Below are 25,719 nucleotides of genomic sequence, written 5' to 3'. Positions count from 1 at the left end.
ACCGGGGGGCCGTTCGGGGGGCGCCGGCCTCCGCCCGGCCCCGCCCGCCCCGGCTCCGTGCGGCAAGATAAGGCCATGGGGATCTTCGGGGGCGAAGGCCGGCTGATCGGTGGACGGTACCGCCTGGGCATACGGCTGGGCCGCGGAGGCATGGGGACGGTCTGGCGCGCCACGGACGAACTGCTGGGCCGTCAAGTGGCGGTCAAAGAACTTCACTTGGACGAGGACGCGGCGGAGCCCGAGGCGCGGGCGCAGCGGGACCGGGCGATGCGGGAGGCGCGTACGGTCGCCCAGGTCAAGCACCCGAACGTGATCGTGGTGCACGACGTGGTCGAGCAGGGCGGCCGGCCGTGGATCGTGATGGAGCTGGTGGAGGGCCCGTCCCTGGCCGACCGGCTGGCCGGCGGCGGCCCGCTGGCGCCCCGCGAGGCGGCCCGGATCGGGATCGCGCTGCTGGGCGCGCTGCGCGCCGCGCACACCCGGGGCGTGCTGCACCGCGACATCAAGCCGGCGAACGTCCTCATGGAGAACGGCACCGCGCGGGTCGTGCTGACCGACTTCGGGGTCGCCCAGGTCCCCGGCGTGACCACGCTGACCGACGTCAACGGCTTCGTCGGCTCGCCCGAATACACCGCGCCCGAGCGGATGTCCGGCCGCGGCGCGGGGCCGGAGGCCGACCTCTGGTCGCTCGGGGCGCTGCTGTGCGCCGTACTGAGCGGGGTGACGCCGTTCCACCGGGACTCGATGGCCGGTGTGCTGCACGCCGTCGTGTACGACGAGATCGAACTCCCCGAGGAGGCCCGGCCGTTGCGCGCGGTGGTCGGCGGCCTCCTGGAGCGCGATCCGCGGCGCCGGCTGGACGTCACCGAGACGGAGCGGCTGCTGCGCGGCTACCTCCGCACGGGGCGGGCGCCGGAGCGCGGCGGCACGGGCGGGCACTGGGGGTTCGGGCACGGCGCGGGGCGGGGCGGCGGGCCCGCCGGGGAGGGGGCCGCGGGGCCGGCCGCGGCGGCTGCGGCCGGGGCCGCCCCGCCACCGGGGCCCGGAGCGCCGCGCGACCCGTTCCACGACGGACCCGGCGGCGGCCGGCCCAGCGAGCACCCGCCCAGCGAGGACCCGTTCCACCCCGTGGGGGAGGACCCCTTCCGGCCCGGCAGCACGCCGGTGCTGCCCGGTCCGGACGACGCGGCGCCGCCGACCGGCGCCCGACCCGGGGACACGGCCCCCGACCGGCCGCCCGCCCGCGCTCCCGCCCGCCGGACCCCCGGTGTGCCCATCCCGGCGGTCCTCGACGACCGGGCGCTGGCCGCCGCCGCCCGCCCGCACACCGGCCGCACCCGCCTCGCGCTGCTGATCGCGGGCGCCGTGGTCGTCGTCGCCGGTGTCACCGCGGGCGTCATCGCCCTGGTGGTGAACGGGACCGGCGGTGGCGGGACCGGTACCGGCCCGCACCCCGGTGGCTCCGCGCAGGCGACCGGCCGGAAGGGGGCCACGAGCCCGGCGGCCACCGCCTCGCAGCCCGGCCCCCCGGTCACGGGCACCACCGTGCCCTCCTCGGGGGACGGCGACACCGTCCCGGCGGGCTACCGGATGATCGAGGACCCGGACGGCTTCGCGCTGGCCGTCCCGGTGGGCTTCACCCGCTCCTACGAGAACTCGCGGGTTTACTACTACTCCGAGGGCAAGCGCTTCCGGATCGGCGTCCAGCTCCAGAAGACGGTGCCGGAGGGGCCGCTCGGCGCGATGCGCACCGCGGACGCCAAGGGCCCCGCCGACTACCCCGGTTACCGCGACGGCCAGGTCACCGAGACCACCCACAACGGCTTCCGGGCCGGGCTCTGGGAGTTCGCCTGGGACGGCAGCGCCCACGACGCCGGCGCGCGCTATACGTACGACCTCAGCTGGAACGAGGACGGCAGGATGATGGACGTCTGGATCTCCTCGCCGATCGCCTCGCGCATCGAGGCCAGGCGGCACTTCGACGCCGCGGTCGCCACGTTCCGGCTGAGTGGCCGGTGAGCGGACGGCCGGTGAGCGGCCGGGCGGCACGGCCCGGGGGCCCGGGTACGCGGGGACGTGGGGCGGCGGGCCGGCCGCACCGTATCCCCCCAGCCCAGCACCATTGCGGCCAGCGAACACTGGCGCGATGGTGTGTGCGCCGTGAAAACCTGTTACTGCCGGGTACACAAAGCGTCCCCGGAGGCATACGCTCGCCCGCATGACGGACTCGCAGGACGCCGGATCGTCCCCCCTTCCCGACTCTGCTGGTACGGGAGGTGCCCCCGCCGCCACCGCCGAGGCCCCGCAGGAGACCTCCCCCGAGGCCCCCGCCGCGCCCGCCGGAGGCAACCCGGTCGCGGTCGCCGCACCCGGCACCCGTACGGCGGCCGACGTGGTCACCCCGGAGGTGGCCGCCCGGCTCACCCGCGACGTGGTGGCCGGGGGAGGGCGGACCGCGAACCACGCCCCGTTCACCGGCGAGAAGCTGGCCGACCTGCCCGAGTCCAGCCCCGAGGACGTCGCCCGCGCCTTCGAGCGGGCCCGCGCCGCCCAGGAGCGCTGGGCGAAGGTCCCGGTCAAGCAGCGCGCCGCGGTCCTGCTGCGCTTCCACGACCTGGTCCTGCGCCGCCAGGCCGAGGTGCTCGACCTGATACAGCTGGAGACCGGCAAGGCGCGGCTGCACGCCCATGAGGAGGTGCAGGCGGTCGCCGTCGCCGCCCGCCACTACGGTCGCAAGGCCCCCGCCTACCTCCGCCCCAAGGGCCACACCGGTGTCGTGCCGACCCTCACCAAGGTCACCGAACTCCGCCAGCCGCGCGGCGTCGTCGGGCAGATCGCCCCCTGGAACTACCCCTTCGAGCTGACCGTCGGCGACGCCCTGCCGGCCTTCGTCGCGGGCAACGCCGTCGTCATGAAGCCCGACACGGAGACCGCGCTGACCGCCCTGTGGGCCCGTGAGCAGCTCATCGAGGCCGGGCTCCCGGAGGACGTCTGGCAGGTGGTGATCGGCGAGGGCCCGGTCGTCGGCCCCGCGGTCGTCGCGCACGCCGACTACGTCTCGTTCACCGGCTCGACCCGGACGGGCCGCGAGGTCGCCCAGGGCGCCGCCGCCCGCCTGGTCGGCGTCTCCCTCGAACTCGGCGGCAAGAACGCCATGTTGGTACTGGACGACGCCGACGTGGAGAAGGCCGCCGCCGGCGCCGTCCGCGGCTGCTTCTCCTCCGCGGGCCAGCTGTGCATCTCCATCGAGCGGCTCTACGTCCACGAGTCGATCGCCGACGCCTTCGTCGAGCGGTTCGCCGCCCGTACGAAGGCGATGCGGCTGGGCAACGCCCTCGCGTACGGCGCCGACATGGGTTCGCTGGTCGGCGAGCGCCAGCTGGAGACCGTCACCCGCCATGTCGACGAGGCCGTCGCCAAGGGCGCCCGGCTGGTCGCCGGCGGCCGGCCCCGCCCCGACATCGGCCCGCTCTTCTACGAGCCGACCATCCTGGACGGCGTCGAGGCGCCGATGGCCGTCTGCGCCGAGGAGACCTTCGGCCCGGTCGTCTCCCTCTACCGCTTCCACGACGAGGACGAGGCGGTCGCGCTCGCCAACGCCACGCCGTACGGCCTGAATTCCAGCGTCTGGACCAAGGACGGCCGGCGCGGGCGAGCGGTCGCGGCCCGGCTCCGCACCGGCACGGTCAACGTCAACGAGTCGTACGCCGCGGGCTACGGCAGCGTGCAGTCGCCGATGGGCGGTATGGGCGACTCGGGGCTGGGCCGCCGGCACGGCTCCGAGGGCATCCTCAAGTACACCGAGGCGCAGACCGTCGCCCAGCAGCGACTGATGCCGCTGGCGCCGGCCTTCGGGATGGACGACGAGAAGTACGCGCGGTTCATGACCCGCAGCCTGCGCGCGATGAAGGCGTTCCGGTTGCGCTGACGCGGACGATCAGCCCCTCGTCACCAGCCCCTCCGGCGGGAAAATCCAACCCCTCCGGTGGGTAATTCCAGCCCCTCCGGCGACTGAGGAGCGGGGTCCGGGGCGGAGCCCCGAATACGGATACGGAGGTACCGGTGCCACAGGAGAACGCTGCTCAACACCAGGAAGCCGGCGAGGAGCACGCCGGCTACGACTACGACGTCCTCGTCATAGGCTCCGGCTTCGGCGGCTCCGTCTCCGCACTCCGCCTGACCGAGAAGGGCTACCGCGTCGGCGTCCTCGAAGCCGGCCGGCGCTTCACCCGCGAGACGCTGCCGAAGAACTCCTGGGACCTCAGGAACTACCTGTGGGCGCCGGCCCTCGGCCTCTACGGCATCCAGCGCATCCATCTCCTCGGCAACGTCATGGTGCTGGCGGGCGCCGGGGTCGGCGGCGGCTCGCTGAACTACGCCAACACCCTTTACGTACCGCCCAAACCGTTCTTCGACGACCCCCAGTGGAAGGACATCACCGACTGGCAGGCGGAGCTGAAGCCGTACTACGACCAGGCCCGGCGGATGCTCGGCGTACGGCTCAACCCGACGATGACCCCGTCCGACGTCCATCTGAAGGCGACCGCCGAGGCCATGGGCGTCGGCGACTCCTTCCACATGGCGCCGGTCGGGGTGTTCTTCGGGGACGGCAGGGACGCCTGCGACGGGGACGGGGCAGACGGGGACGGAGCCGGCGGGGACGCGGCGGTGCAGGCGCCGCCCGGCGGCGAGGTCGCCGACCCGTACTTCGGCGGCGCCGGCCCCTCCCGCAGGGCGTGCACGGAGTGCGGCGAGTGCATGACCGGCTGCCGGCACGGCGCGAAGAACACCCTCAACGAGAACTACCTCCACCTCGCCGAGCGGGCCGGGGCCGTCATCCACCCGATGACCTCGGTCGTCGCGGTCACCGAGGACTCCCGCGGCGGCTTCGCGGTCCGTACTGTGCCGACCGACAACAAGAAGAAGGGCGCCGGCCAGACGTTCACCGCCCGCCGGGTGGTCATGGCGGCCGGGACCTACGGCACCCAGACGCTGCTGCACCGGATGAAGGACTGCGGTCTGCTGCCGTACCTCTCGCACCGCCTCGGCGCGCTGACCCGCACCAACTCCGAGGCCCTGGTGGGCGCCCAGACCGACGACCGCCGCTATCGCAGGCAACACGGCGCGGACCGGGTCGACTTCACCAGAGGCGTGGCGATCACCTCGTCGATCCACCCCGACGAGAACACCCACATCGAGCCGGTCCGGTACGGCAAGGGCTCCAACTCCATGGGCAGCCTGACGATCCTCCAGGTCCCCTACCGGCCCGCCGGCCGCGTCCTCGGATGGCTCGGCAACATGGCCCGCCACCCACTGCTCGCCCTCCGCTCGCTCTCCAACCGCCGCTGGTCCGAGCGCACCATCATCGGCCTGGTGATGCAGTCCCTGGACAACTCCCTGACGACCTACCGCAAGCCGAGCGGCATCGGAAAGGGCCTGCTCACCGCCCGCCAGGGCCACGGCGCCCCAAATCCCAACCAGATCCCCGAGGCCACCGAGGCCGCCACCCTGCTCGCCCAGGAGATCAACGGCTTCGCGGGCAGCAACGTCGGTGAGCTGATGGGCACTCCGCTCACCGCCCACTTCCTCGGCGGCTGCCCCATCGGCGCGGACGCCGACCACGGCGTCATCGACCCGTACCACCGCCTCTACGGACACCCGGGCATATCGGTCGTAGACGGCGCCGCGGTCTCCGCCAACCTCGGCGTCAACCCGTCGCTGACCATCACCGCGCAGGCCGAACGCGCCATGTCCCTCTGGCCCAACAAGGGCGAACCGGACCGCCGCCCGGCCCCCGGCCGCCCGTACGCACGCCTGGCCCCGGTCGCGCCGGTCCGCCCCGCGGTCCCCGAGAAGGCGTTCGGCGCCCTCAGGCTGCCGTTCCTGTCCGTACCGCCGGTGCCGCCCAAGAAGTAGCCCGCACAGCAGGCCCATAGCGAAGGGCCCCGGGGATCCATCCGCGAGGGGGGGATGCGGACGGCCACGGGGCCCTTGGCTTTCGGTGCCGGCGTCAGGGCAGCGCCGGCACCGACGGGCGGCGCTGGGGGGGGTAGCGCCGCTGGCTTGTCGGTGGTGCGGGGTGAAGCGGGGGTGCGAGGTGTTCCGGGCGCGAGCTGGTCGGACCAATGGCAGGCGAGGCAAAGGCCCGTACCGGACGCGGTAAGCGGTTCGTCAAGCATCGTCCTGGATGCGCCTCACCCGGCGCAACCGTTTCGACCGGATGCGGTCGGTCCCGGGCGTCCCCAGGACCGACCACCCCATCGGTGTGACCGGGCTGCTGTCCCCTGCTGACCGGCCACGGCACCGGAACGAGGTCCCACGACACGGACCGCTGCCAGCGGCCGGCGTCTCATCGCTCCGGCTTTCCGCCCGTGGGGCGGCGTCTACGCGTAGTCCTGCAGGCCGCGCCTGGCTGGCGTGGCACCGGGAACAACGACCCCTCTCGGCGGCCGGTCACGCGCCGTACGGGTGAGTCGGCAACCGAACTCAGATGCGGCAGCTGCGCCGGGCGCACACCCGCGTGGCCCGCGCCGCGGCCCGCTTCCCGGACGCCTCCCGCACCCCCGCGCACCGCTCGAATCCGGCCACGCCCGACCGGCGTCGTCGATCAGATCCGGCCGCGGGAGAGCTCCAGCAGGGTCATCGCCAGCGCGGTGCCCGGCTTGCCGAGCTGATCGCGGTAGTGGGCCAGGATCTCCATCTCGCGGGAGAGGCTCACCCGGCGGCCGCCGGAGGCGAGCCGCTCGCGCTGGACGAGCGTCGAGACGGCCATCCGTTCCTGTACGAGCCCGATGATCCGCCCGTCGAGATCGTCGATCCGCCGGCGCGCGTCGGTGATCACGCCGACCGGTTCCGGGGTGTGCGCGTCGGTGCCGGGGGTGACCGGGGCGGTGGCGGTGGCGTTCGTGGTCTCGCTGCTCATTTCCGTGTCTCCTGAGGTCGGGGTTCGAGAGCCCCCGGGAGCTGCGGGCCGGTAGACGGTCCCGGACACGGACAGGCGCCCCGGACCTTGCGGCCCGGGGCGCCTGGGGAAGTCGCTTGTCAGTCGATCAAGCAGCACGACCATGGCAGCCGGACGGGCCGGTGCCATAGGTAAAAGCGAAGGTCAGCTGCTGGGACATGGCCCTCAGTATGAGCCCGTTAGAATCGAAAGTCCAACCCTTGCTCCACACCGCCGGAAGGCCGCCGAAGTGCCATCAGCGCCCCCTGCCGCTGCCCCGGACGTCGTCCTCGTAGTCGACTTCGGCGCACAGTACGCCCAGCTCATCGCCCGTCGGGTCCGCGAGGCCCGGGTCTACAGCGAGATCGTGCCGTCCACCATGCCGGTGGCCGAGATGCTCGCCAAGAACCCGAAGGCGATCATCCTCTCCGGCGGTCCCTCGTCGGTCTACGCCGAATCCGCCCCCAGCCTGGACCGCTCGCTCTTCGACGCCGGCGTCCCGGTCTTCGGGATGTGCTACGGCTTCCAGCTCATGGCCACCACCCTCGGTGGCACGGTCGACAACACCGGAGCCCGTGAGTACGGCCGCACCCCGCTGGCCGTCACCAAGCCCTCCTCGACCCTCTTCGAGGGCACCCCGGCCGAGCAGTCCGTCTGGATGTCGCACGGCGACGCCTGCTCCGCCGCCCCCGAGGGCTTCACGGTCACCGCGTCCACCGACGTCGTCCCGGTCGCCGCCTTCGAGAACGACGAGAAGAAGCTCTACGGCGTCCAGTACCACCCCGAGGTGCTGCACTCCACGCACGGCCAGCAGGTCCTGGAGCACTTCCTCTACCGCGGCGCGGGCATCGAGCCGAGCTGGACCACCCACAGCGTGGTCGAGGAGCAGATCGCCGCGATCCGCGCCCAGGTCGGCACCAAGCGCGCGATCTGCGGGCTGTCCGGCGGCGTCGACTCCGCGGTGGCCGCGGCCCTCGTCCAGCGGGCCATCGGCGACCAGCTGACCTGCGTCTACGTCGACCACGGCCTGATGCGCAAGGGCGAGTCCGAGCAGGTCGAGAAGGACTTCGTGGCCGCCACCGGCGTCCAGCTGAAGGTCGTCGAAGCCGAGGAGCGCTTCCTGAACGCGCTGGCCGGGGTCAGCGAACCCGAGCAGAAGCGGAAGATCATCGGCCGGGAGTTCATCCGCGTCTTCGAGCAGGCGCAGGCCGAGCTGGTCGCCGAGGCGGGCGCCGAGGGCGAGGAAGTGGCCTTCCTGGTCCAGGGCACGCTCTACCCGGACATCGTCGAGTCCGGCGGCGGCACCGGCACCGCGAACATCAAGTCGCACCACAACGTCGGCGGACTGCCCGACGACATCGAGTTCGAGCTCGTCGAGCCGCTGCGCCAGCTCTTCAAGGACGAGGTCCGGATGGTCGGCACCGAGCTGGGCCTGCCGGACGAGATCGTCCAGCGCCAGCCGTTCCCCGGCCCCGGCCTGGGCATCCGCATCGTCGGCGAGGTCACCAAGGACCGCCTCGACCTGCTGCGCGAGGCCGACGCGATCGCCCGCGAGGAGCTGACCGCGGCCGGCCTGGACCGCGAGATCTGGCAGTGCCCGGTGGTCCTGCTCGCCGACGTCCGCTCGGTCGGCGTCCAGGGCGACGGCCGCACGTACGGCCACCCGATCGTGCTGCGCCCGGTCTCCTCCGAGGACGCCATGACCGCGGACTGGACCCGGATGCCGTACGACGTCCTGGCCCGGATCTCGACCCGGATCACCAACGAGGTCGCGGACGTGAACCGCGTCGTCCTGGACGTCACCAGCAAGCCCCCGGGCACCATCGAGTGGGAGTGAGTTCCCGCCGACGTCGATGACATGCGCCGCCGCCCGCTCGTTCGGGTGGCGGCGTTGTCGTTCCCGCTCGGTACGCTGGCTGCACAGGCGAGACTCCGTCGCATGGCAATGGGAGCGATCGTGAGCGCCGCACCCGAGTACGAGCCGGACGAGCGGTACAACTACCCCGTCCCGCCCCCGCGCGGCTCGACCGCGGACGACCTCGACCGGCTTCCGGACCTTCCTCGGCCCTGGTCTCCGCAGGAACCGGAGGGTAGCTTCCGCCCGAGCGCTGTGAGCCGTACGCGCCAGGAGGAGAACCGCGATGCCCGAGCCGACGCCGATACCCACCGAGCAGCTGCAGTTCGCGATGCCGCCGACGCACGAGAGCGTCGAGGAGGAGCGCAGACACCGCAAGGAACGCCTGGTGGCGGCGCTGCGCCTCTTCGGGCGCCTGGGGTTCGAAGAGGGCGTCACGGGCCATATCACCGCGCGTGACCCGGAGTTCACCGACTGCTTCTGGGGCAACCCCTTCGGGATGTCGTTCTCCCTCCTGACACTGAGCGATCTGATCCTGGTCAACAGCGAGGGGCAGGTCGTCGAGGGCCGCCACCACGTCAACCAGGCCGCGTTCGCCATCCACGCGCAGATCCACCGGGCCCGCCCGGACGTCGTGGCCGCCGCGCACAGCCACTCCACATACGGCCGGGCCCTCGCCGCCCTCGGTGAACCGCTGGACCCGATCAGCCAGGACGTCTGCGCGTTCTACGAGTCGCACGCCTTCTACGACGCCTACAGCGGCGTCGTCGTGGACGAGGAGGAGAGCCGCCGGATCGCCGCCGCGCTCGGCCCGCACAAGGCCGTGATCCTGCGCAACCACGGGCTGCTGACGGTGGGCGACTCGGTCGACGCGGCCGCCTGGTGGTTCCTCACGATGGAGCGGTGCTGCCAGGTGCAGCTGACGGCGAAGGCGGCCGGAAAGCCGGTACTGATCAGCCACCACGACGCCGTCCGCACCCGGGAGCAGCTGGGCAGCGACCTGGTCGCGTGGATCAACTACCAGCCGCTGTACCAGCAGATCGCGCGCAGTGAGCCGGACATGTTCGGCTAGCCCCGCTCGACCTGGGAGCCGGAGGGCGGCGCCCGGCGAGGCGCCGCCCTGCGCCTCAGACGTGCGGGAACAGCGCGAAGAAGGGGTCGGCGGCGGTGGCCAGACCTCGGCTGAAGGGCGCGTCGAAGTCCCACACCAGGAACAGCAGGAAGGCGATCAGCGCACTGAAGACGCCGGCCATCAGCAACTCCCGCCCCGAGCGCCGGATCTGGAGCGTGAACATCACGCCGATGGAGATCACGCCCCCGGCGATCAGCCCGAACCACACCACACCCGGGAGCGTCGGTTCGACCGCGTCGGCACGGGCGCTGCGGGCCCCGTTCGCCACCCCGACCTGGTCGACGACGGGCTGGTAGGACTCCCGCTCGTAGTCGTCGCGCGGGTGGTAGTCGATGACATCGGCCCGCACCCTGTCCAGCAGGTCCGCGCTGTGCTGCGTCAGCTCGCCGCGGTCGGCCATCACCGGCCATTCCTTGTGGACGACGTCGCCGACGTAGGAGTTGACGTCGGTGCGGATCCGGTCCCGTACGGGCGCCGGCCAGGCCCGCACCCGTTCGCTGACCTCGTGCAGCGCCTGGGCCTCGGTCCGTACGGTGTCCTCGGCGGAGCTCTTGGTCTCCCAGACGCCGGCGATGGCGAGGCCCAGCACGATCGCGTAGACGACCCCCACCATCATCGTCAGGTACTCGATGACATCGGGTGTTTCGTTCGGGTCGTCGTCCTTGCCGACCCGGCGCTCCTTGAGGACGGTGATGGTCAGGACGACGCCGCAGACCGCGGCCATGGCGATGGTCAGTACCAGCCATTGCGACATGGAGACCTCCTACGAGGAACTGCGCCCGGCGGAACGGGACGCGGAGCGCGAACGGGGACGGAGGGCGGCGGCGGCCAGCAGCGCCGGCGTGGTGACCAGCAGCGTCCTGGTCACCACGGAGTGCCCGTGGGGCGGTTGGGGGCGCACCGGCGAGTAGCTGCGCGGCATGGCCGGGACGGGCGCTGCCAGCTGCCGGGCCGGGGTCGGGGTGGCCGGCGGCGGGTCCGCGGGGGTGGGCCGCCGGTACGGAGTGGGCGGCGCTGGCCGCGGCGTGCCGGCGGGCGCCGGAGTGCGCAGCGGGCGCGGTCGGGGAGCCGGGGCGCGGCTCGGCGCCGGGGGCGGTGCGGGTGTGAACGTCGGGGCGGGCCTGGGTCTGGGCGTCGGCTTGGTGCAGGGGATGTGCCAGCCGGGCGGCACCGGGAGATCGGTCGGCAGCCGGACCGGCGGCGCGGTCCCGGCGAACGCGCAGTTGTCCCCCGGCGGTTGACGGAGCGGTCCCGGACGCGCGGCGGCAGCGGGCGCTGCCCCGAGGTTCAGCACCGCGGCGAAGCCGGCGGCCGTGGCGAGGCCGGTGAGCACGGCCCCCGCCAACACGAGCGCCCCCTTCCTCCCCGGCTCTCCGCCGCGCCGACCGCCATCGGCACCCGTACCGGCTCCGCTCACTGCGTCGATTTCGTGAGATTCGTGTATCTCGCGCACGGCGGGAAGTTTGCGCAGCTCTCGGCCCGGCCAGCCTTCGAGCGACGCCGATTCGCCCGAACGGGGGAAGCGTCGGGAATGCGCGTCCGGGTGGGCACCGCACCCCGTGTCCCGCCGAACGGGCCGTTGTACGTCAACCCGCCGCCGCCCGCCGCACCGTCCGCCACCTGGACGATGAGGGGTCGGACCCCGTATCTGAGGCACAATTCGCCGTCTAGGTAGAGAAGTTGGGACGAGCGGCGGCGGGGCGGTACGGACGTGTCGGTGGATTCGGCGAGGAGGGTGGCCGGAATGGTCGGGCCGGGGGGTGGCGGACGGCCCGGTGACGGCGGTGTGTGCCGGTGCGGACGGTGCCCGCACGGTGCCCGTGAGGGGCACCGGCAGGCGGTCGCCGCCTTTGCCGCGCTCCGCGAGGACTTCGCCGCCGGGCGCGGGGTGCCGGCCGGACTGGCGCACTCCGCCGGCGCCGCCCGCCAGTGGGTCTCGGACGAACTGACCCTGTCGGCCCGCGCGTTGGCCGAGCGCGCCGCGGCCGAGGGAGCCGGCTGGCCGGGGGCCGTCCAGGGGCGCACCCTGATGGCGGTGTGGGCCGCGGTGGTGGCCCTGTTGCTCGGGCAGGCGCTGACCGCCATCGGGACGGGCTGGACGACGTCCCGGACGGCCGGACTCACCGCGGCCGTCGTGCTCGCGCTCGGGGCGACCGCCGCGGCCTGGCGGCACCGCGCGCACGGCGGCGCACTGGCGCCGGTGATCGGCGAGGACCGCCGGTTCTCCACCTCCCGCGCGGTCGCCGCCGGGTGGGTGCTGGCGGTGCTCTACGCCGTACTGATGCTCGCCGTCCAGCTCGCCGCGGCATCCGGCCCGCACCAGCGGCGCCGTCTCCTCTCCGGACTCGAACTCAACTCATCCGGCGGGCTGTTGTCCCTGCTCGCCGTCGGGTGCGGGGTGGCGGTACTGGCGTACGGCCTGACCGCCGGGCGGATCCGCTCCGGACGCGTGCAGAAGGTGCCCGCCGAGCGCCCGCGGGCCGCGGACCTGCTGGCGGACGACGCGGGGCGCGGCAGCCTCACCGATGCGCAGTACGCGCTGCTGAACGCGTCCCTGCTGGCCCTCACCCTGGTACGCCTGGCCACAAACCCCGATCAACTGCCCTCCGTCCCCTGGGGGTTGGTCATCCTGGCCGTCCTCTCCGGTGTGACATACCTGGCCGGGAAGAGCGTCGCCGGCGGCCGGCCGGTCATCCTGTCGGTCGTACGCTCCAGGGAGGTCGGCGATCTCGCCGCGCCGATCCGCACCGGCGACGACATCGAGATCCGCGGCACCGGCTTCGTCCCGCCCGGCGCCGGCGCCCCCGACCGGCTGGCCCGCACCGTCGTACGGATCGGCGCGGTCCACGTACCCGTCCCGCTGGTTCCCGTGGCCGGCGGCTTCGCCAACCCCACCGACGGGGTGCTGACCGTGCCGGTGCCGGTGGACGTGGAGCCGGGCACCGTGGAGGTCCGCGTCATCACCGCCGCCGGTGTGGAAACGGCCGGTTACCGTATCGACGTCCTGGACTGATCGATGCCCAGGACCGGGAAGCCGTAGCGGCTGAGGACAGGCACCACGGGCAACCACCGGACCCACACCGCGACGGCGGGTCCGGCAGCCGCCGCGACCCGCTCCGCGGAACATCTCGTCGCGCACATGTACGTACACATCTCGCCATGCGGTGCGGACGACGGCACAATCGGCTCCTCCCGGTGGCAACGGAGAGGCGGACGTCATGGTGCACGCGAATCGCACACGCGGTTCCGACTTGGGAGGCGCGGACCTGGGCAGCGCCGGACTGCGCGGGCGGTGGGCACGCCACGCGCTGTGCCCGCTGCGGATCTTCCTGGGCGCGACCTTCCTCTACGCAGGGCTCGACAAGCTGACGGATCGGGCGTTCCTGGCCGCGAGCGGCTCCGGATCGCTCGGCGCACTGCTGCGGCAGGTCCATTCCACGGCCGCACTGCCGCAGCTCGTGGCGCTGGCCCAGAAGAGCCCCGTGGCCGTCGGCTATGCGATCGCCGGTGGTGAGCTACTGGTCGGCGTCGGCATCCTCGTCGGGCTGCTGGGACGCCTGGCCGCACTCGGCGGCGCGCTGATCTCGCTGACCCTGTGGCTCACCGTGAGCTGGCAGACCCACCCGTACTACTACGGCAACGACCTCGCCTACCTGATGGCCTGGACCCCGCTCATCCTGGCCGGCACCCCGAGATTCTCCCTGGACGCGGCCCTCACCAACCGCCGCAACCGGCACGGGGCACAGCTGTACGGCTAGGTGGGCCTGCGCAGGGGCCACCACCCCTGCGGCAGCGGTCGCGAAATGCCGTTTGCCCGCCCCGGCCGGTGGGGGCTGGCGTGGCCTCGGTTGCTGTCCGGTGGGTGGGGCCGGAGGGCTGCACCGGAGTTCTCCCCCAGCCTCCGGCCGGGTGGGGGTCCCCCCGGCGGTAGCTGGGGGAGTGCCCCCACGGCGCGGGCGCATCTGGTGTGTGGATGAGGACTGCCCCGGCGTTCGCTCCAGGTTCTGCGGGCGCACTCCGGTACCTCCCTCCGGCCCTGCGCCGTCGCCGACCGGCGGCCGGTGGCTCTGGCCGGTGGCTCCGGCCTGTGGTGGTGTCGGTCCGGGGCCCGGCCGGCGTCCCTGTGGTTTCCGCGCGAGCCGCGCCCCCGCCCGGCGGCAAGCGACACCGAACCGGCTTACGAGAACCGGCTTACGAGAACCGGCTTACGAGAACCGGCTTACGAGAACCGGCTTACGAGAACCGGCTTACGAGAACCGGCTTACGAGAACCGGCTTACGAGAACCGGCTTACGAGAACCGGCTTACGAGAACCGGCTTACGAGAACCGGCTTACGAGAACCGGCTTACGAGAACCGGCTTACGAGAACCGGCTTACGAGAACCGGCTTACGAGAACCGGCTTACGAGAACCGGCTTACGAGAACCGGCTTACGAGAACCGGCTTACGAGAACCGGCTTACGAGAACCGGCTTACGAGAACCGGCTTACGAGAACCGGCTTACGAGAACCGGCTTACGAGAACCGGCTTACGAGAACCGGCTTACGAGAACCGGCTTACGAGAACCGGCTTACGAGAACCGGCTTACGAGAACCGGCTTACGAGAACCGGCTTACGAGAACCGGCTTACGAGAACCGGCTTACGAGAACCGGCTTACGAGAACCGGCTTACGAGAACCGGCTTACGAGAACCGGCTTACGAGAACCGGCTTACGAGAACCGGCTTACGAGAACCGGCTTACGAGAACCGGCTTACGAGAACCGGCTTACGAGAACCGGCTTACGAGAACCGGCTTACGAGAACCGGCTTACGAGAACCGGCTTACGAGAACCGGCTTACGAGAACCGGCTTACGAGAACCGGCTTACGAGAACCGGCTTACGAGAACCGGCTCACGACACCCCACCCGGCGGCGAATGCGGCCGATGGCGGCGGACCGTGGCCCAGACGGCGGAGGTGACGCCGGAGAGCACCAGCCCGGCCGGCACGGCGAGGAACAGCCAGAGGCCCGGCGCATGCCAGACGCCGAGGGCGTCGAGGCCGTATCCGGTGCCGACGGCGAGAGCCGCGGCGCCGGAGACCAGCCGGCCAGGTTCGAAGGGGTGGCGCTTCACTGGGGGGCTCCCTGGGGGGTCGGGGCCGACGAGGGGGCGGGCGCGGCATCGGGGACGGCCTGCTCGACGGCGACCTGACCGGCACCGACCTTGAGGGTCAACTCCAGCGCGCCGCGCGGCTTCTCACCCTTCTTGAGGCCGTCCGCGGGCAGTGTGACCGTCCGCTGCGGGCCGCCCGCGGAGAAGTGCACGTCATGGGGGCCGTCGCCGGGCAGATGGGTGTCGCCGACGCCGAGCCGGATGTGGAGCGTGGCGGTGACGCCTCGCGGGAGCGTCACCTGGAGGCGGCCGGCGCCCACTTCCGCGCTGGTGCGGACCGTGGCGCCGTTCTCGACGGGCAGCCGGCTGAGGTCCAGACGACCGTCCCCGGAGCCGAGGGCGTAGTGCGGCTGGACGGCGGCGACTTCGGCCGGGGCCCAGACGCGCTCGCGCCAGTCGGTGGTGATGTTGGCGGGCAGCATCGTCGCGCCCGCCAGCAGCGCGGCCGTCAGCACCATCATGAAGACCGTGCCGCCGCCCGTACGGCCCAGCCAGGCGCTGAGCACCAGCCCCAGGCCGAAGACGGCCAGCGCGCAGGCCAGGCCCGCCTGCAGGGACGGGGCGAGCGCGGCGTGTTGGTGAACGGCGAGGGTGGCGCCGGTGCCGGCCAGTGCCGCCAGCAGGAACGTCCAGCCGCCGATGGGGCGCCCGGCGCGCGCGGGCCTGCGCGGGGCGGCGGAGTCCGGGGCGGGCGGGGGAGTCCACGGGGCGGGCCGCCCGGCGCCGGTCCAACTGCCGTGTGGCCGGGGGCCGGTGGCCGCGCCGTGCACGGACTCGTAGCGGATGTCGAGCCGGGTGTCCTCCGGTCCCCAGAGATAGCCGGCGCCACCCGCCGCTTCCCGGCCGCGCGGATCGCGCCACCAGGACGGGGTGTTCGGCGCCGGGGGAGCCTGGGTCTCCGGCGGGGCGTCGGCGACGGCCTGGGCCGTGGCGGCGTCCATGGTCTCCAGGCCCTCGGCCTCCGCGCGGCGGCGCTGCCGCGACCAGTAGGCGGAACCGGCCACGGCCAGCGACAGCATGATGGCGAAGGACATCATGCTGCCCTTGCCGAGGGTGGTCAGGAACAGCGCGCAGCCGACCAGCGCGAACAGCAGCGCCGTCAGCGCGGAGCCCTCGACGCGGCCGGAGAGCAGCCTGCGGCCCTCGTTCTCCTCCTCGCCGTCGAGGGGGATGATCAGCCAGGCGAAGCCGTAGAAGATCAAGCCGAGGCCGCCGACTGACAGCACGGCGAGCACGATGCGGAAGATGACCGGATCGAGATCCCACTGCCTGCCGAGCCCGGCGCACACGCCCGCGACGACCTTGTGCCGCCTGCTGCGGCGCAGCGTGGCGGCCAGCCCGGCAGGCGGCGGGGTGGGACCGGCGGGGTCGGAGGCCGCTGGCTCCGCGACAGGGGGTGCATCGTTCATGGAGCCATGGTGACAAGGCCCGCGCCCCGACGGTATCGGTGAAAACCCTGGCTGATCCCTGAGATCCCCTGACCGATCCCCGATGCCCCCTACGGGGCGCGCGGGCCCACCCCGCCGGACGCGCGGCGACGCGCGTCTCGCACCTCGCGTCTCGCCCCTCGCGTCTCGCGCAGAATCTCCGTGCGGTATCCCCGCGCACAGGAGACCTGAGTCTGTGCGCATACGAGACCTGGGTCATCCGTGCGCATACGAGACGTCGGTCCATGCGCAAAGGAAAAACTGCGTCTCGCGCATTGCGATCTGTGCGCATATGCGCCACGCACCGCGCACCCTGCGCCTCCGGAGGGGAACCCGCCGCGGTTCCGGCGGGAAAAAGGGCGGGTCGCGCGGTGGCCGGAGGGCTGTTCGCCGACGTCGGAGACTATCGTTGCGCCCTGGATACGTACGGGTTTCCGGAGGGGCGTGCGGTGGCGGAGACGGCGTCGGTGGACGAGGGGCGACTGGTCGCCGGGCGGTATCGCCTGGTCGAACGGATAGGCCGGGGCGGTATGGGCACCGTCTGGCGGGCCCGGGACGAAGTCCTCGGGCGACAGGTCGCGGTGAAGCGCCTGCATGTGTCGCCGCAACTCGACGCGGACGAACTCGCCACCCGCCACGAGCGCACCACCCGGGAGGCGCAGGCCGCGGCGCGGATCAACCATCCCAACGTGGTGGGCGTGCACGACGTCGTCGACGACGCCGGGCTGCCGTGCATCGTCATGGAGTACGTCCCCTCGACGACGCTGGGCGACGCGATCAAGGCGGCCGCCCAGTCCGACACCTTCCTCACGCCGCGGGAGGCCGCACGGATCGGCCGCGGCATGATCGCCGCGCTGCGTGCCGCACACTCCGCCGGTGTGCTGCACCGCGACGTCAAGCCGGGCAACGTACTGCTCGGTGAGGACGGCCGGGTCGTCCTCACCGACTTCGGGATCGCCGTCGCCACCGGCACCTCCACGCTCACCAAGACCGGCGAACTGGTCGGCTCCATCGACTACCTGGCGCCCGAGCGCGTCAAGGGCGGCACCCCCGGCCCCGCTTCGGACCTGTGGGCCCTGGGGGCGACGCTCTATCAGGCGGTGGAGGGACGGCCCCCGTTCCGGAAGAACACCGCGGTCGAGACGGCGTACGCGATCGCCGTCGACCCGCTGGAGCCGCCGCGCAACGCCGGGCAGTTGGCGCCGCTGATCGAGGCGCTGCTCGCCAAGGAGCCGGCGGAGCGGCCGACCGCCGCGGTCGTCGAGCAGGCACTGCGAACGGCCGAGGCCGAGGCGGAGACCGCGCTGATCGGCTGGCCGACGCTGGCCCTGGGGACGGTCGGCCGCGGGCGTCCCGACACGGGCGAGCAGCCCGAGGCGCCCACGCGGCCGGTGGACCATACGGGCGGGGCGGGCGCCGCCCAGGACACGGGACGCGGCACCGGGGTGCCCGCGGATGCCGGCACGGGTGCGGGCTCCGTGACCGGCGGCCACACGGGGCCGGCCGTCGGCGCGGGCGCCGTGGCAGCGGTGGCCGCCAGTGGCGGGACCGGTGGCGGGACGGCCGTCGGCGCCGACGAGACCGGACGGGTGGCGCTGCCCGGCGACGCGGCCGGCGGAGCGCCCGCCGATGTCCGCACGGACGTGCCCGGCTCCGGCCCGGCGCCCCGCAAGCGGCGCGGCCGGGCCGTGGCCTGGAGCGTCGTCGGGGTGCTGGTCGTCGGGGGCGGCGCGGGCGCGGCCTGGTATATGACGCACCGCAGTGACTCCGGTGTGTCCAGTGCGTCCGGTGAGTCCAGTGCGTCAGATGCGTCGGCCGGCGCCCGCACCCCCGTACTGCCGAGCGCGCCGAAGAGCAGCATCGGGCCGCCCCCGCCCCTCCCCAAGGGCTACCGCCGGGCCGACGAGAAGGCGCTCGGCGTGTCCTTCCCCGTACCGCCCGGCTGGAAGCGGGAGCTACAGGACGGCGGCCGGCAGATCGTCTACAAAAACGACGCCGAGCTGGCCCAGCTGACCGTCAGCGTCCTCGACTTCTCCTCCGCGGACCAGGTGCAGCACTTCAAGGACGTCGAGGCCGACTTCAAGGCCAAGTACCCCATCTACAACCGGCTGCGGCTCCAGGACACCGTCTTCCAGGGCGACCCCGCCGCCATCTGGGAATGGTCCTTCCAGGGCAAGGCCCGCGAGTACCGGGGGATCGACCTCGGCTTCGGCCGCGAGGGCATGAAGGAGTACGCGATCTACGTGTCCGCGCCGTCCGCGAACTGGTCGAAGTTCGAAGCGATCTTCTCGAACGTGAAGGACGGATTCCGGAGGACCGCGACGTCGGGCTGAGCCGGAGGCAGGGGTTCCCTGAGCAAGGTCAGGGACGGGTTCAGGGTCGACCCTGATGTCTTCGGCCCGCCGGCGTGTGACGATCTGGGACATGACCACAGCGCCACCCCGCGCCGAGACGATCTACGCCCCGGCACCGGACCCCGACGACCCGCCCGTGCGCAAGCTCTACCGCAGCGCCGACGGGCGGCTGCTCGGTGGTGTCGCGCGCGGCCTCGCGGGGCACCTCGGCCTCCCGGTCTCCTGGGTGCGGGTCGTCTTCCTCGCGCTCTTCATGGCCGACGGCATGGGGGCCCTGCTCTATGCCGCGTTCTGGTTCTTCGTGCCGCTGGGCGTCGGCGGTGTCGAGACCCGGCAGCCCGCGCCGGGTGAGGAGAAGCGGCGGATCCTGGGCCGCCGGCCGGACAGGAGCCAGGTCCTCGCGCTGATCGCGCTGCTGGTGGGTGCCTCGATCGTGGCGTCCAGGTTCCAGCTGGGCCGGGCCAACGGCTATCTCTGGCCGGTGCTGCTGATCGGCGCGGGCGTGGCGCTCGTCTGGCGCCAGGCGGACAACTCCCGCCGCGCCCAGTGGCTGGAACTCGGCCGCCGCAAGGCCCTGTTCCCGGTGCTGCGCGGCGCGGCCGGCGTGCTGCTCGTCGGCGTCGGCGTGACCGGCATCGTCGTGCTCCAGGGTTCCGTGCAGAACCTGGGCTCGGTGCTGCAGGCCGCGCTCGCCGTCGTCGTCGGCATCGCCCTGCTGGCAGGCCCCTATCTGGTGCGGATCACGCAGGACCTCTCGGAGGAGCGGCTGATGCGCATCCGCGCCCAGGAGCGCGCCGAGGTGGCAGCGCACGTCCATGACTCCGTGCTGCACACCCTCACCCTGATCCAGCGCAACGCCGACGACCCCAGGGAAGTGGCGCGGCTGGCCCGTGCCCAGGAGCGCGAGCTGCGCGCCTGGCTCTACAAGCCCGAGGGCCGCGGCAAGGACGAGGACGAGGAGCCGGCGACGCTGGCGGAGGCGGTGCGCGCGTCCGCCGCCGAGGTCGAGGACCACCACGGCGTCCCCATCGAGGTCGTGATCGTCGGCGACTGCCCGCTGGACGAGCCGCTCGGCGCCCAGATGCAGGCCGCGCGCGAAGCGATGGTCAATGCCGCCAAGTACGGTGGCGAGGGCGGTGCGGTGCAGGTGTTCGCCGAGGTCGAGGGCCGGACGGTCTTCGTCTCGGTGCGCGACCGCGGCCCCGGCTTCGATCTGGACGCGGTCCCCGGGGACCGGATGGGCGTACGGGAATCCATCATCGGCCGGATGGAGCGCAACGGCGGCACGGCCCGGCTGCGCTCGGCCCCCGATGGCGGCACGGTCGTCGAGCTGGAGATGGAGCGCGCCGAAGAGCGCGCCGAGCGCCGCACGGGCGCGGAGAGACGCACGGAGTGAGCGGGGCGGCGGCCGTCGGTGGGGCGGGCCGCGGCCGTGGGCCCGCGGCGACAGCGCGGGCCGGGGCAGGGGATCATGACGGGGCAGACAGCGAAGGGCGGACGGACGAGATGAGCAGCGACGAGGCACAGCAGGGCGGGACCGGGAGCGGCGCGGGCGAGGACCGCACCGTGCGGGTCGTGCTGGTCGACGACCACCGGATGTTCCGTACGGGCGTCCAGGCCGAGATCGGACAGACCGAGCGGACCCGCGTCGAGGTGGTCGGCGAGGCCGCCGACGTCGACCAGGCGATCACGGTCATCACCGCCACCCGGCCCGAGGTCGTCCTCCTGGACGTGCACCTCCCCGGTGGCGGCGGTGTCGAGGTGCTGCGCCGCAGCGCCGCGATGATGGCGGACGCCGAGCGGCCGGTCCGGTTCCTGGCGCTGTCGGTCTCGGACGCGGCCGAGGACGTCATCGGGGTCATCCGCGGCGGCGCCCGCGGCTATGTCACCAAGACCATCACGGGCACGGACCTGGTCAACGCGGTCTTCCGGGTCGCCGACGGGGACGCGGTCTTCTCGCCGCGGCTGGCCGGCTTCGTGCTGGACGCGTTCGCCTCGACGGACGCCCCGCCGGTCGACGAGGACATGGACCGCCTCACGCAGCGCGAGCGCGAGGTGCTGCGGCTGATAGCGCGCGGGTACGCGTACAAGGAGATCGCCAAGCAGCTGTTCATCTCCGTGAAGACGGTTGAGTCACATGTCTCGGCCGTGTTGCGCAAGCTCCAGCTTTCCAACCGGCATGAGCTGACACGCTGGGCGGCGGCACGACGCCTGGTCTGACCTGCGGTTCCGCGCGGAAGTGGGGATGCGGTGACGGGCGAACGCCAGGTGCCGGACGGGCGACTGTGACGGAAGGGACACGTAAAGAAGGACTAAAGTCACGCAACCAGGCTCGCGCGGATTCTCATCTAAGGGCGCGGAGAGGCTCGCTGCCCGAAGGCAGGGCCGGAACCCACGCCCACGTCCTTCGTGTTTACGTCCTGGAAACGAGATCCCGATGAGCCTGACGGGCACTCCCTTCTTTCTCTTCGCGCTCCTGCTGCTGATCGTCGCCTTCGTCCTGCCGTTCGCGGTGTGGGGCCGCGTGGCCGGACCGCCCGCGGTGAGAGGGATCGCGCGGCTGCTGATGCTGCTGTTCGCGCAGGTCACCGCCATCACGGTGGTCTTCCTCCTGGTCAACAACGCCAACAACCTCTACGACAACTGGGGCGACCTGCTCGGCACCGGCAACCACATCGACGCGGCCCGTAATCTCGGCCCGGACGGCCTGGGCGGCAAGAACCTCCACGACCAGCCCAAGGTCCACCAGCAGTTCCGGCCGGCCGACGACCCGGTGGTGGGCCCCAACGTCCAGATGACCGACCTCAAGGGCCAGATCTCGGGCGTCAACGGCGAGGTCTACGTCTGGCTGCCGCCGCAGTACAACGACCCCGCGTACAAGGACAAGAAGTTCCCGGTGGTCGAGCTGCTGCCCGGCTACCCCGGGTCCTCGAAGTCCTGGCTGGGGTCGCTGAAGGTGGCCCAGCAGCTCACGCCGCTGATGCAGAGCGGTGCCGTCAAGCCGTTCATCCTGGTGTCGCCGCGGACCAACGTGCTGCCCAACGCCGACAGTGGATGCGTCAACATCCCCGGCAAGGTCAACGCCGACAGCTGGCTGACCGTCGACGTCCGCCAGATGATCATCGACAACTTCCGGGCCGGCGACAAGCCGGACGCCTGGGGCCTGGCCGGCTACTCGGCCGGTGCGCACTGCTCCGCCAAGCTCGCGCTGGCCCACCCGGACCGCTTCCGCGCCGCGGTCGCCATGTCCGGCTACAACGACCCGGCCATCGAGCCGGACTCGCTCGCCGGCAAGGACCCGAAGCTGCGCGCCGAGACCAACCCGATGCACATCCTGAAGGCCGCCAACGACGCCGGGAAGCCGCCCCGTACGGCGCTGTACATCTCCGGTGCGGCGGCCGACGGCTACTCGGCCGGCATGGGCCTCAAGCAGATCGCGAAGCAGCCGACGACGGTGAACGTCCAGATGATCCCGGCGAGTGCCGGCGGCCACACCGTGCCGGTGTGGAAGCGCCAAGTTCCGGAGATCTTCCGCTGGTTCGGGCTGTTCCTGCGGGCCTGACCGCCCGCGGGGCAGTGGCCCGCGGCCCGGGAAGCGAGCGTGATCAAGGGCCTTTCCGCCGGATCCGGCGGACAGGCCCTTCGCGCGTTCCGGGGCCCGGAGGAGGGGCTTGGGGAGGCGGGTGTGGGGGAGGTGCTCTGCAAGGTGTCTGCGGGCGGTCGGGCAGACCCTAGGCCGGGCGGGTCGCTCCGGCGAACGGCAGCTGGTCGATCGGAGCGATGCGCACCGGTGCTCCAGGGTGCGGGGCGTGGATCATCCTGCCGCCGCCGACGTAGATCCCGACGTGGCTGATGCCGGAGTGGAAGAACACCAGGTCGCCGGGGGCGAGTTGGGACCGGTCGACGCGGGGGCCCGCGTTGATCTGGGTGTAGGTGGTGCGGGGCAGGGTGACACTGCCGGACTTCCAGGCGGCCTGGACCAGCCCTGAGCAGTCGTACGCGGACGGGCCGGTCGCGCCCCATGCATAGGGCTTACCGAGCGCGGCATAGGCGAAGGCGACGGCCCGGGCGGCTCGGGGGTCGGGGGTGGTCGCTCGTCGCCGCTGTTCCGGGCCCGAGTGGTCGCGCAGGTCCTCGGCGGTCCCCAACGCCGGGACGACGGCGCTCCGTTGGCCTACGAGCGCGGTCCCGGCCCCCGGCAGGCGCCCCCTGGCGGTCCCGGCCTCCGGCAGGTGATTGCCGGCGACGGCTCCGGTCTCCGGCAGGCGGCTCCTGGCCGCCCCGGTCTCCGGCAGGTGTGCCGTGGTGGCCTCGGGCTCCTCCCGGTGTTCCGGGTTGGTCCCGGCCCGGCGGTGGAGCCGGTGGACGCTGCCGAGCCGGCGCGCGTGACCGGCCACCGCGGTCACCTGGTGGCTGCCCGTACGCTCCAGGACCGTGGCGCCGTCCAGGCAGCGCTGCGGGTCCGCGGACAGTGGCGGCCGTACGGTCGGCGGCTGTACGGCCGGGGCCGCTCCCGTGCGGTGCCGGGTGGCGGCGGTGGTGCCGGGCTCGGCCCGGCCGGGGCCGTCGAGGGCGGTGAGGGCGGCGTCCGTGAGGGCCGGCGGGGCGGCGGTGCGGACTCGGATCATGCGGTGCGACGCCACGGGGGCCGTCACTTCCTTCCCTCGGGGAGCGGACGCGTCAAGGTGACCGCGACCATGACGGCGGCCGAGACCGGGACGGCGGTCGGGGCCGTGATGGCGACCGGGGCCGTCATCGATGAGCCGTGAGCGATGACGGACGGTGCGCCGGCGGTTGCCTGAGGGAGGACGCTAGGCGCGGACGTCACGGGAGGGCGCCGGGTTGCCCGGCATTGTTCGTTTCCGACCGTTGAGCTTGCGAGGGTGACCGGGGATTCGGCGCCGGGCGGCCGGGAGCGGCCTGCCGTGACCGATGCGGTGATTGCAGGCGCCCTGCCGGAAAGGCCGTGCTAAGGGACGGCTACGATCCACCACTATGGACGTAGTAATCAATATCTTCGTCGCCCTCCACATCATCGGTATCGCCGCCCTGCTCGGCGGTTTCCTGACCCAGATGAAGGCGATGGGCGCGGGCACCGCCCGCTTCGTGCCGGGCATGCTGCACGGTGCGCTGACGATGCTGGTCACCGGCGTCGCGCTGGTCGGCCTGAACCAGATGCAGGACCACTCGGTCAACAACATCAAGATCGGCATCAAGATGGCCGTCCTGGTGGTGATCCTGGCGCTGGTCTACGTCAAGCGGGACGAGGAGAAGATCGCCAAGCCGCTCTTCGGCGCGGTCGGCGGGCTCACGATGCTCAACATCTTCATCGCGGTGCTCTGGACCTGAGTCATCGCGGTCCGCCGGAGCCGAGCCCCCGGCGGATCCGGCTGCGGTGCCCGCCGCAGAGACGACTCACCGCGCGGTCATCCCGCTCCGTACCCGGAGGCGGAGGATGGCCGCGCGGTGGCGTGTGGGGGGCGTGGGGGGGAGAAGGGGGGCGTGGGCCCGTCAGCTGAGCCGGACGCTTCCGTAGATCGGCATGTAGTAGATCGACTCGACGCGGACGCTGGCGCCCGGGTGCGGGGCGTGGATCATCTGGCCGTTGCCGATGTACATCCCGACGTGGCTGATGTCGCTGAAGAAGAACACCAGGTCACCGGGCTGGAGGTCGCTGGTGGAGACCCGGGTGCCGGCATTGACCTGGTCCCAGGTCGTCCGCGGCAGATCGACTCCGGCGGCTCGATACGCGGCCTGCGTCAGGCCCGAGCAGTCGTAGGAGCTCGGTCCGGTGGCGCCCCACACGTACGGCTTGCCTATCTGGGCGCGGGCGAAAGCGAGCGCCTCCGCGGCCTTGCTGGAGGAACTGCTGCCGGACGATCCCGATCCCGAGCCGGTGCTCGAACCGCCGCTGGGCTGCTGCTGCTTCTGGGCGGCCTGCTGGCGCGCCAGTTCCGCGGCCTTGCGCTGGGCCTCCTGCTCCTTCTGGCGCTCCAGTTCCGCGAGCCGCGCCTTCTCCTGGGCGGTCAGCCGGGACAGCAGCTGCCGGGCCTCGGCCAGTTTGGCCTGCACGGACTGCTTGCTCTCCTTGAGGGACTCCTGGGACTGCTGGAGACTCTCCAGGCTGCGGGTCGCCTCGGCCCGCTGCCGTGCCGCCGACGCGGCCTCCTGCTCGTAGGCGGTGACGGTCTGCTTCTGCCGGCCGGTCAGCCGCTCCATGAGGTGGTTGCGGTCGACGAACTGCTGCGGGTCCTTGGCGAGCATCAGCTGCGCCGTCGGGTTCATGCCGCCCGTCTGGTACTGGGCCGAGGCGAAGGTGCCCAGCTCGCGCCGGGACTGGTTCATCTTCTCCGCGCGCTTGGCGGCCTCGTCGAGCAGGCGGTTCACGGTCCGCTGCTGACTGTCCGCCTTCTCCTTGGCGGCGTTGTACTTCTGGGTGGCGACCTCGGCCTGCTGGTAGAGGCCGTCGACCTTCTGCTTGACGTCCTCGATGGACGGCTTCGGTGACGTGGGGGCCGCGTTGGCGGTCTGCGAGAGCAGGGTCACCGAGGCGAGGGCGGCGGTGGTGAGCCCGGCGGCCGTGCGGCGGCTGCCGGGCGAGGTGAGTATGTGGGTTCGCGGCTTGCGGTGCGACGCCAAGGCCGGCGACTCCTTCCGTGGACCGCCTACCGGGTTAGCTGTCGGGTTCGGGCGGTGGCGCTGACGGAAGGCTTGCCCTACGGTCCGTACGTCCGCCTGGCGACGGCCGTACCGATCGATTCACCCCGGTGGTGCTGGTGGGTCCCCGGCTCCGGGTGCCTGGTGGCAGGGCCGGACTCGGCGGAGGCGGCCCGTGCGGACGCTCTCGTTCGCGGGGAGG

Annotated in this window: 19 protein-coding genes and 1 riboswitch; of the genes, 12 read left to right on the top strand and 7 right to left on the bottom strand. The window is 72.6% G+C overall.

Features of this window, described 5'->3' with window-relative positions; all coding sequences use genetic code 11:
- Positions 1–75 precede the first annotated feature (75 nt).
- The 3 genes from ACO1BR_RS11330 (at position 76) to ACO1BR_RS11320 (ending at position 5,916) form a co-directional block, all read left to right on the top strand.
- A complete protein-coding gene (locus ACO1BR_RS11330) occupies positions 76–2,019 on the top strand; it encodes a serine/threonine-protein kinase (protein ID WP_426794907.1) in 1,944 nt (647 codons plus the stop codon).
- Positions 2,020–2,218: 199 nt separating this feature from the next.
- Positions 2,219–3,928, top strand: a complete 1,710-nt coding sequence (locus tag ACO1BR_RS11325) for a succinic semialdehyde dehydrogenase (RefSeq protein WP_426794906.1) — start codon at positions 2,219–2,221, stop codon at positions 3,926–3,928.
- Positions 3,929–4,062: 134 nt separating this feature from the next.
- The gene (locus ACO1BR_RS11320) at positions 4,063–5,916 is read left to right on the top strand and encodes a GMC oxidoreductase (protein ID WP_426794905.1); all 1,854 of its coding nucleotides are present in this window, start codon (positions 4,063–4,065) and stop codon (positions 5,914–5,916) included.
- A gap of 691 nt (positions 5,917–6,607) precedes the next feature.
- Here ACO1BR_RS11320 and ACO1BR_RS11315 read toward each other — a convergent pair.
- Complete coding sequence (locus ACO1BR_RS11315; RefSeq protein ID WP_426794904.1) at positions 6,608–6,922, bottom strand: chorismate mutase; 315 nt, start codon at positions 6,920–6,922, stop codon at positions 6,608–6,610.
- A gap of 268 nt (positions 6,923–7,190) precedes the next feature.
- Between ACO1BR_RS11315 and guaA the strand changes: the two genes are divergently transcribed.
- Together guaA and ACO1BR_RS11305 are read left to right on the top strand one after the other, a co-directional pair.
- Positions 7,191–8,777 (top strand): glutamine-hydrolyzing GMP synthase, encoded by a 1,587-nt coding sequence (guaA, locus tag ACO1BR_RS11310; protein WP_426794903.1) that lies wholly within the window; start codon positions 7,191–7,193, stop codon positions 8,775–8,777.
- A 304-nt stretch (positions 8,778–9,081) separates the two neighbouring features.
- Positions 9,082–9,867, top strand: a complete 786-nt coding sequence (locus ACO1BR_RS11305) for a class II aldolase/adducin family protein (RefSeq protein WP_426794902.1) — start codon at positions 9,082–9,084, stop codon at positions 9,865–9,867.
- Positions 9,868–9,922: 55 nt separating this feature from the next.
- Here the strand turns inward: ACO1BR_RS11305 and ACO1BR_RS11300 are convergent, their stop codons facing one another.
- Positions 9,923–10,681: a DUF4239 domain-containing protein gene (locus ACO1BR_RS11300; RefSeq protein ID WP_426794901.1), complete on the bottom strand. Its 759-nt coding sequence runs from the start codon at positions 10,679–10,681 to the stop codon at positions 9,923–9,925.
- Positions 10,682–10,690: 9 nt separating this feature from the next.
- Positions 10,691–11,275, bottom strand: a complete 585-nt coding sequence (locus ACO1BR_RS11295; RefSeq protein WP_426794900.1) for a hypothetical protein — start codon at positions 11,273–11,275, stop codon at positions 10,691–10,693.
- A gap of 396 nt (positions 11,276–11,671) precedes the next feature.
- Here ACO1BR_RS11295 and ACO1BR_RS11290 point away from each other — a divergent pair, with 396 nt between their 5' ends.
- Together ACO1BR_RS11290 and ACO1BR_RS11285 are read left to right on the top strand one after the other, a co-directional pair.
- Positions 11,672–12,940, top strand: coding sequence for a hypothetical protein (locus ACO1BR_RS11290; protein WP_426794899.1), 1,269 nt, complete (start codon positions 11,672–11,674; stop codon positions 12,938–12,940).
- A gap of 205 nt (positions 12,941–13,145) precedes the next feature.
- A complete protein-coding gene (locus tag ACO1BR_RS11285; RefSeq protein ID WP_426794898.1) occupies positions 13,146–13,685 on the top strand; it encodes a DoxX family protein in 540 nt (179 codons plus the stop codon).
- Positions 13,686–14,818: 1,133 nt separating this feature from the next.
- Here the strand turns inward: ACO1BR_RS11285 and ACO1BR_RS11280 are convergent.
- Positions 14,819–15,040, bottom strand: a complete 222-nt coding sequence (locus ACO1BR_RS11280) for a hypothetical protein (protein WP_426794897.1) — start codon at positions 15,038–15,040, stop codon at positions 14,819–14,821.
- Positions 15,037–16,488, bottom strand: coding sequence for a PspC domain-containing protein (locus tag ACO1BR_RS11275; protein WP_426794896.1), 1,452 nt, complete (start codon positions 16,486–16,488; stop codon positions 15,037–15,039). The genes ACO1BR_RS11280 and ACO1BR_RS11275 overlap by 4 nt, the downstream gene beginning before the upstream one ends.
- A gap of 467 nt (positions 16,489–16,955) precedes the next feature.
- Here ACO1BR_RS11275 and ACO1BR_RS11270 point away from each other — a divergent pair, with 467 nt between their 5' ends.
- From ACO1BR_RS11270 to ACO1BR_RS11255, 4 genes are all read left to right on the top strand, one after another.
- Positions 16,956–18,839 (top strand): serine/threonine-protein kinase, encoded by a 1,884-nt coding sequence (locus ACO1BR_RS11270; protein ID WP_426794895.1) that lies wholly within the window; start codon positions 16,956–16,958, stop codon positions 18,837–18,839.
- Between the two features lie 91 nt (positions 18,840–18,930).
- On the top strand, positions 18,931–20,256 hold the full coding sequence (locus tag ACO1BR_RS11265; protein WP_426794894.1) for a PspC domain-containing protein: 1,326 nt from the start codon (positions 18,931–18,933) through the stop codon (positions 20,254–20,256).
- Between the two features lie 110 nt (positions 20,257–20,366).
- The gene (locus tag ACO1BR_RS11260) at positions 20,367–21,080 is read left to right on the top strand and encodes a LuxR C-terminal-related transcriptional regulator (RefSeq protein WP_426794893.1); all 714 of its coding nucleotides are present in this window, start codon (positions 20,367–20,369) and stop codon (positions 21,078–21,080) included.
- Between the two features lie 217 nt (positions 21,081–21,297).
- On the top strand, positions 21,298–22,422 hold the full coding sequence (locus ACO1BR_RS11255) for an alpha/beta hydrolase (protein WP_426794892.1): 1,125 nt from the start codon (positions 21,298–21,300) through the stop codon (positions 22,420–22,422).
- Positions 22,423–22,591: 169 nt separating this feature from the next.
- On the opposite strand, the gene ACO1BR_RS11250 is transcribed toward ACO1BR_RS11255, so the two are convergent.
- On the bottom strand, positions 22,592–23,503 hold the full coding sequence (locus ACO1BR_RS11250; protein ID WP_426794891.1) for a C40 family peptidase: 912 nt from the start codon (positions 23,501–23,503) through the stop codon (positions 22,592–22,594).
- A 352-nt stretch (positions 23,504–23,855) separates the two neighbouring features.
- On the opposite strand from ACO1BR_RS11250, the gene ACO1BR_RS11245 reads away from it, so the two are divergent.
- Positions 23,856–24,209 carry a hypothetical protein gene (locus ACO1BR_RS11245; RefSeq protein WP_426794890.1) on the top strand — a complete coding sequence of 118 codons (354 nt, stop codon included), beginning with the start codon at positions 23,856–23,858 and terminating at the stop codon, positions 24,207–24,209.
- A gap of 162 nt (positions 24,210–24,371) precedes the next feature.
- On the opposite strand, the gene ACO1BR_RS11240 is transcribed toward ACO1BR_RS11245, so the two are convergent.
- The gene (locus tag ACO1BR_RS11240) at positions 24,372–25,499 is read right to left on the bottom strand and encodes an NlpC/P60 family protein (RefSeq protein ID WP_426794889.1); all 1,128 of its coding nucleotides are present in this window, start codon (positions 25,497–25,499) and stop codon (positions 24,372–24,374) included.
- A gap of 8 nt (positions 25,500–25,507) precedes the next feature.
- Positions 25,508–25,692: riboswitch (cyclic di-AMP (ydaO/yuaA leader) on the bottom strand.
- Positions 25,693–25,719: the final 27 nt, after the last annotated feature.

This window comes from Streptomyces sp. YGL11-2, from assembly GCF_050054615.1.
In the GTDB taxonomy this organism is placed as follows: Bacteria; Actinomycetota; Actinomycetes; order Streptomycetales; family Streptomycetaceae; genus Streptomyces.
Note: the sequence above shows the minus strand (reverse complement) of the source record. Positions and strands in the feature narration are given on the sequence as shown.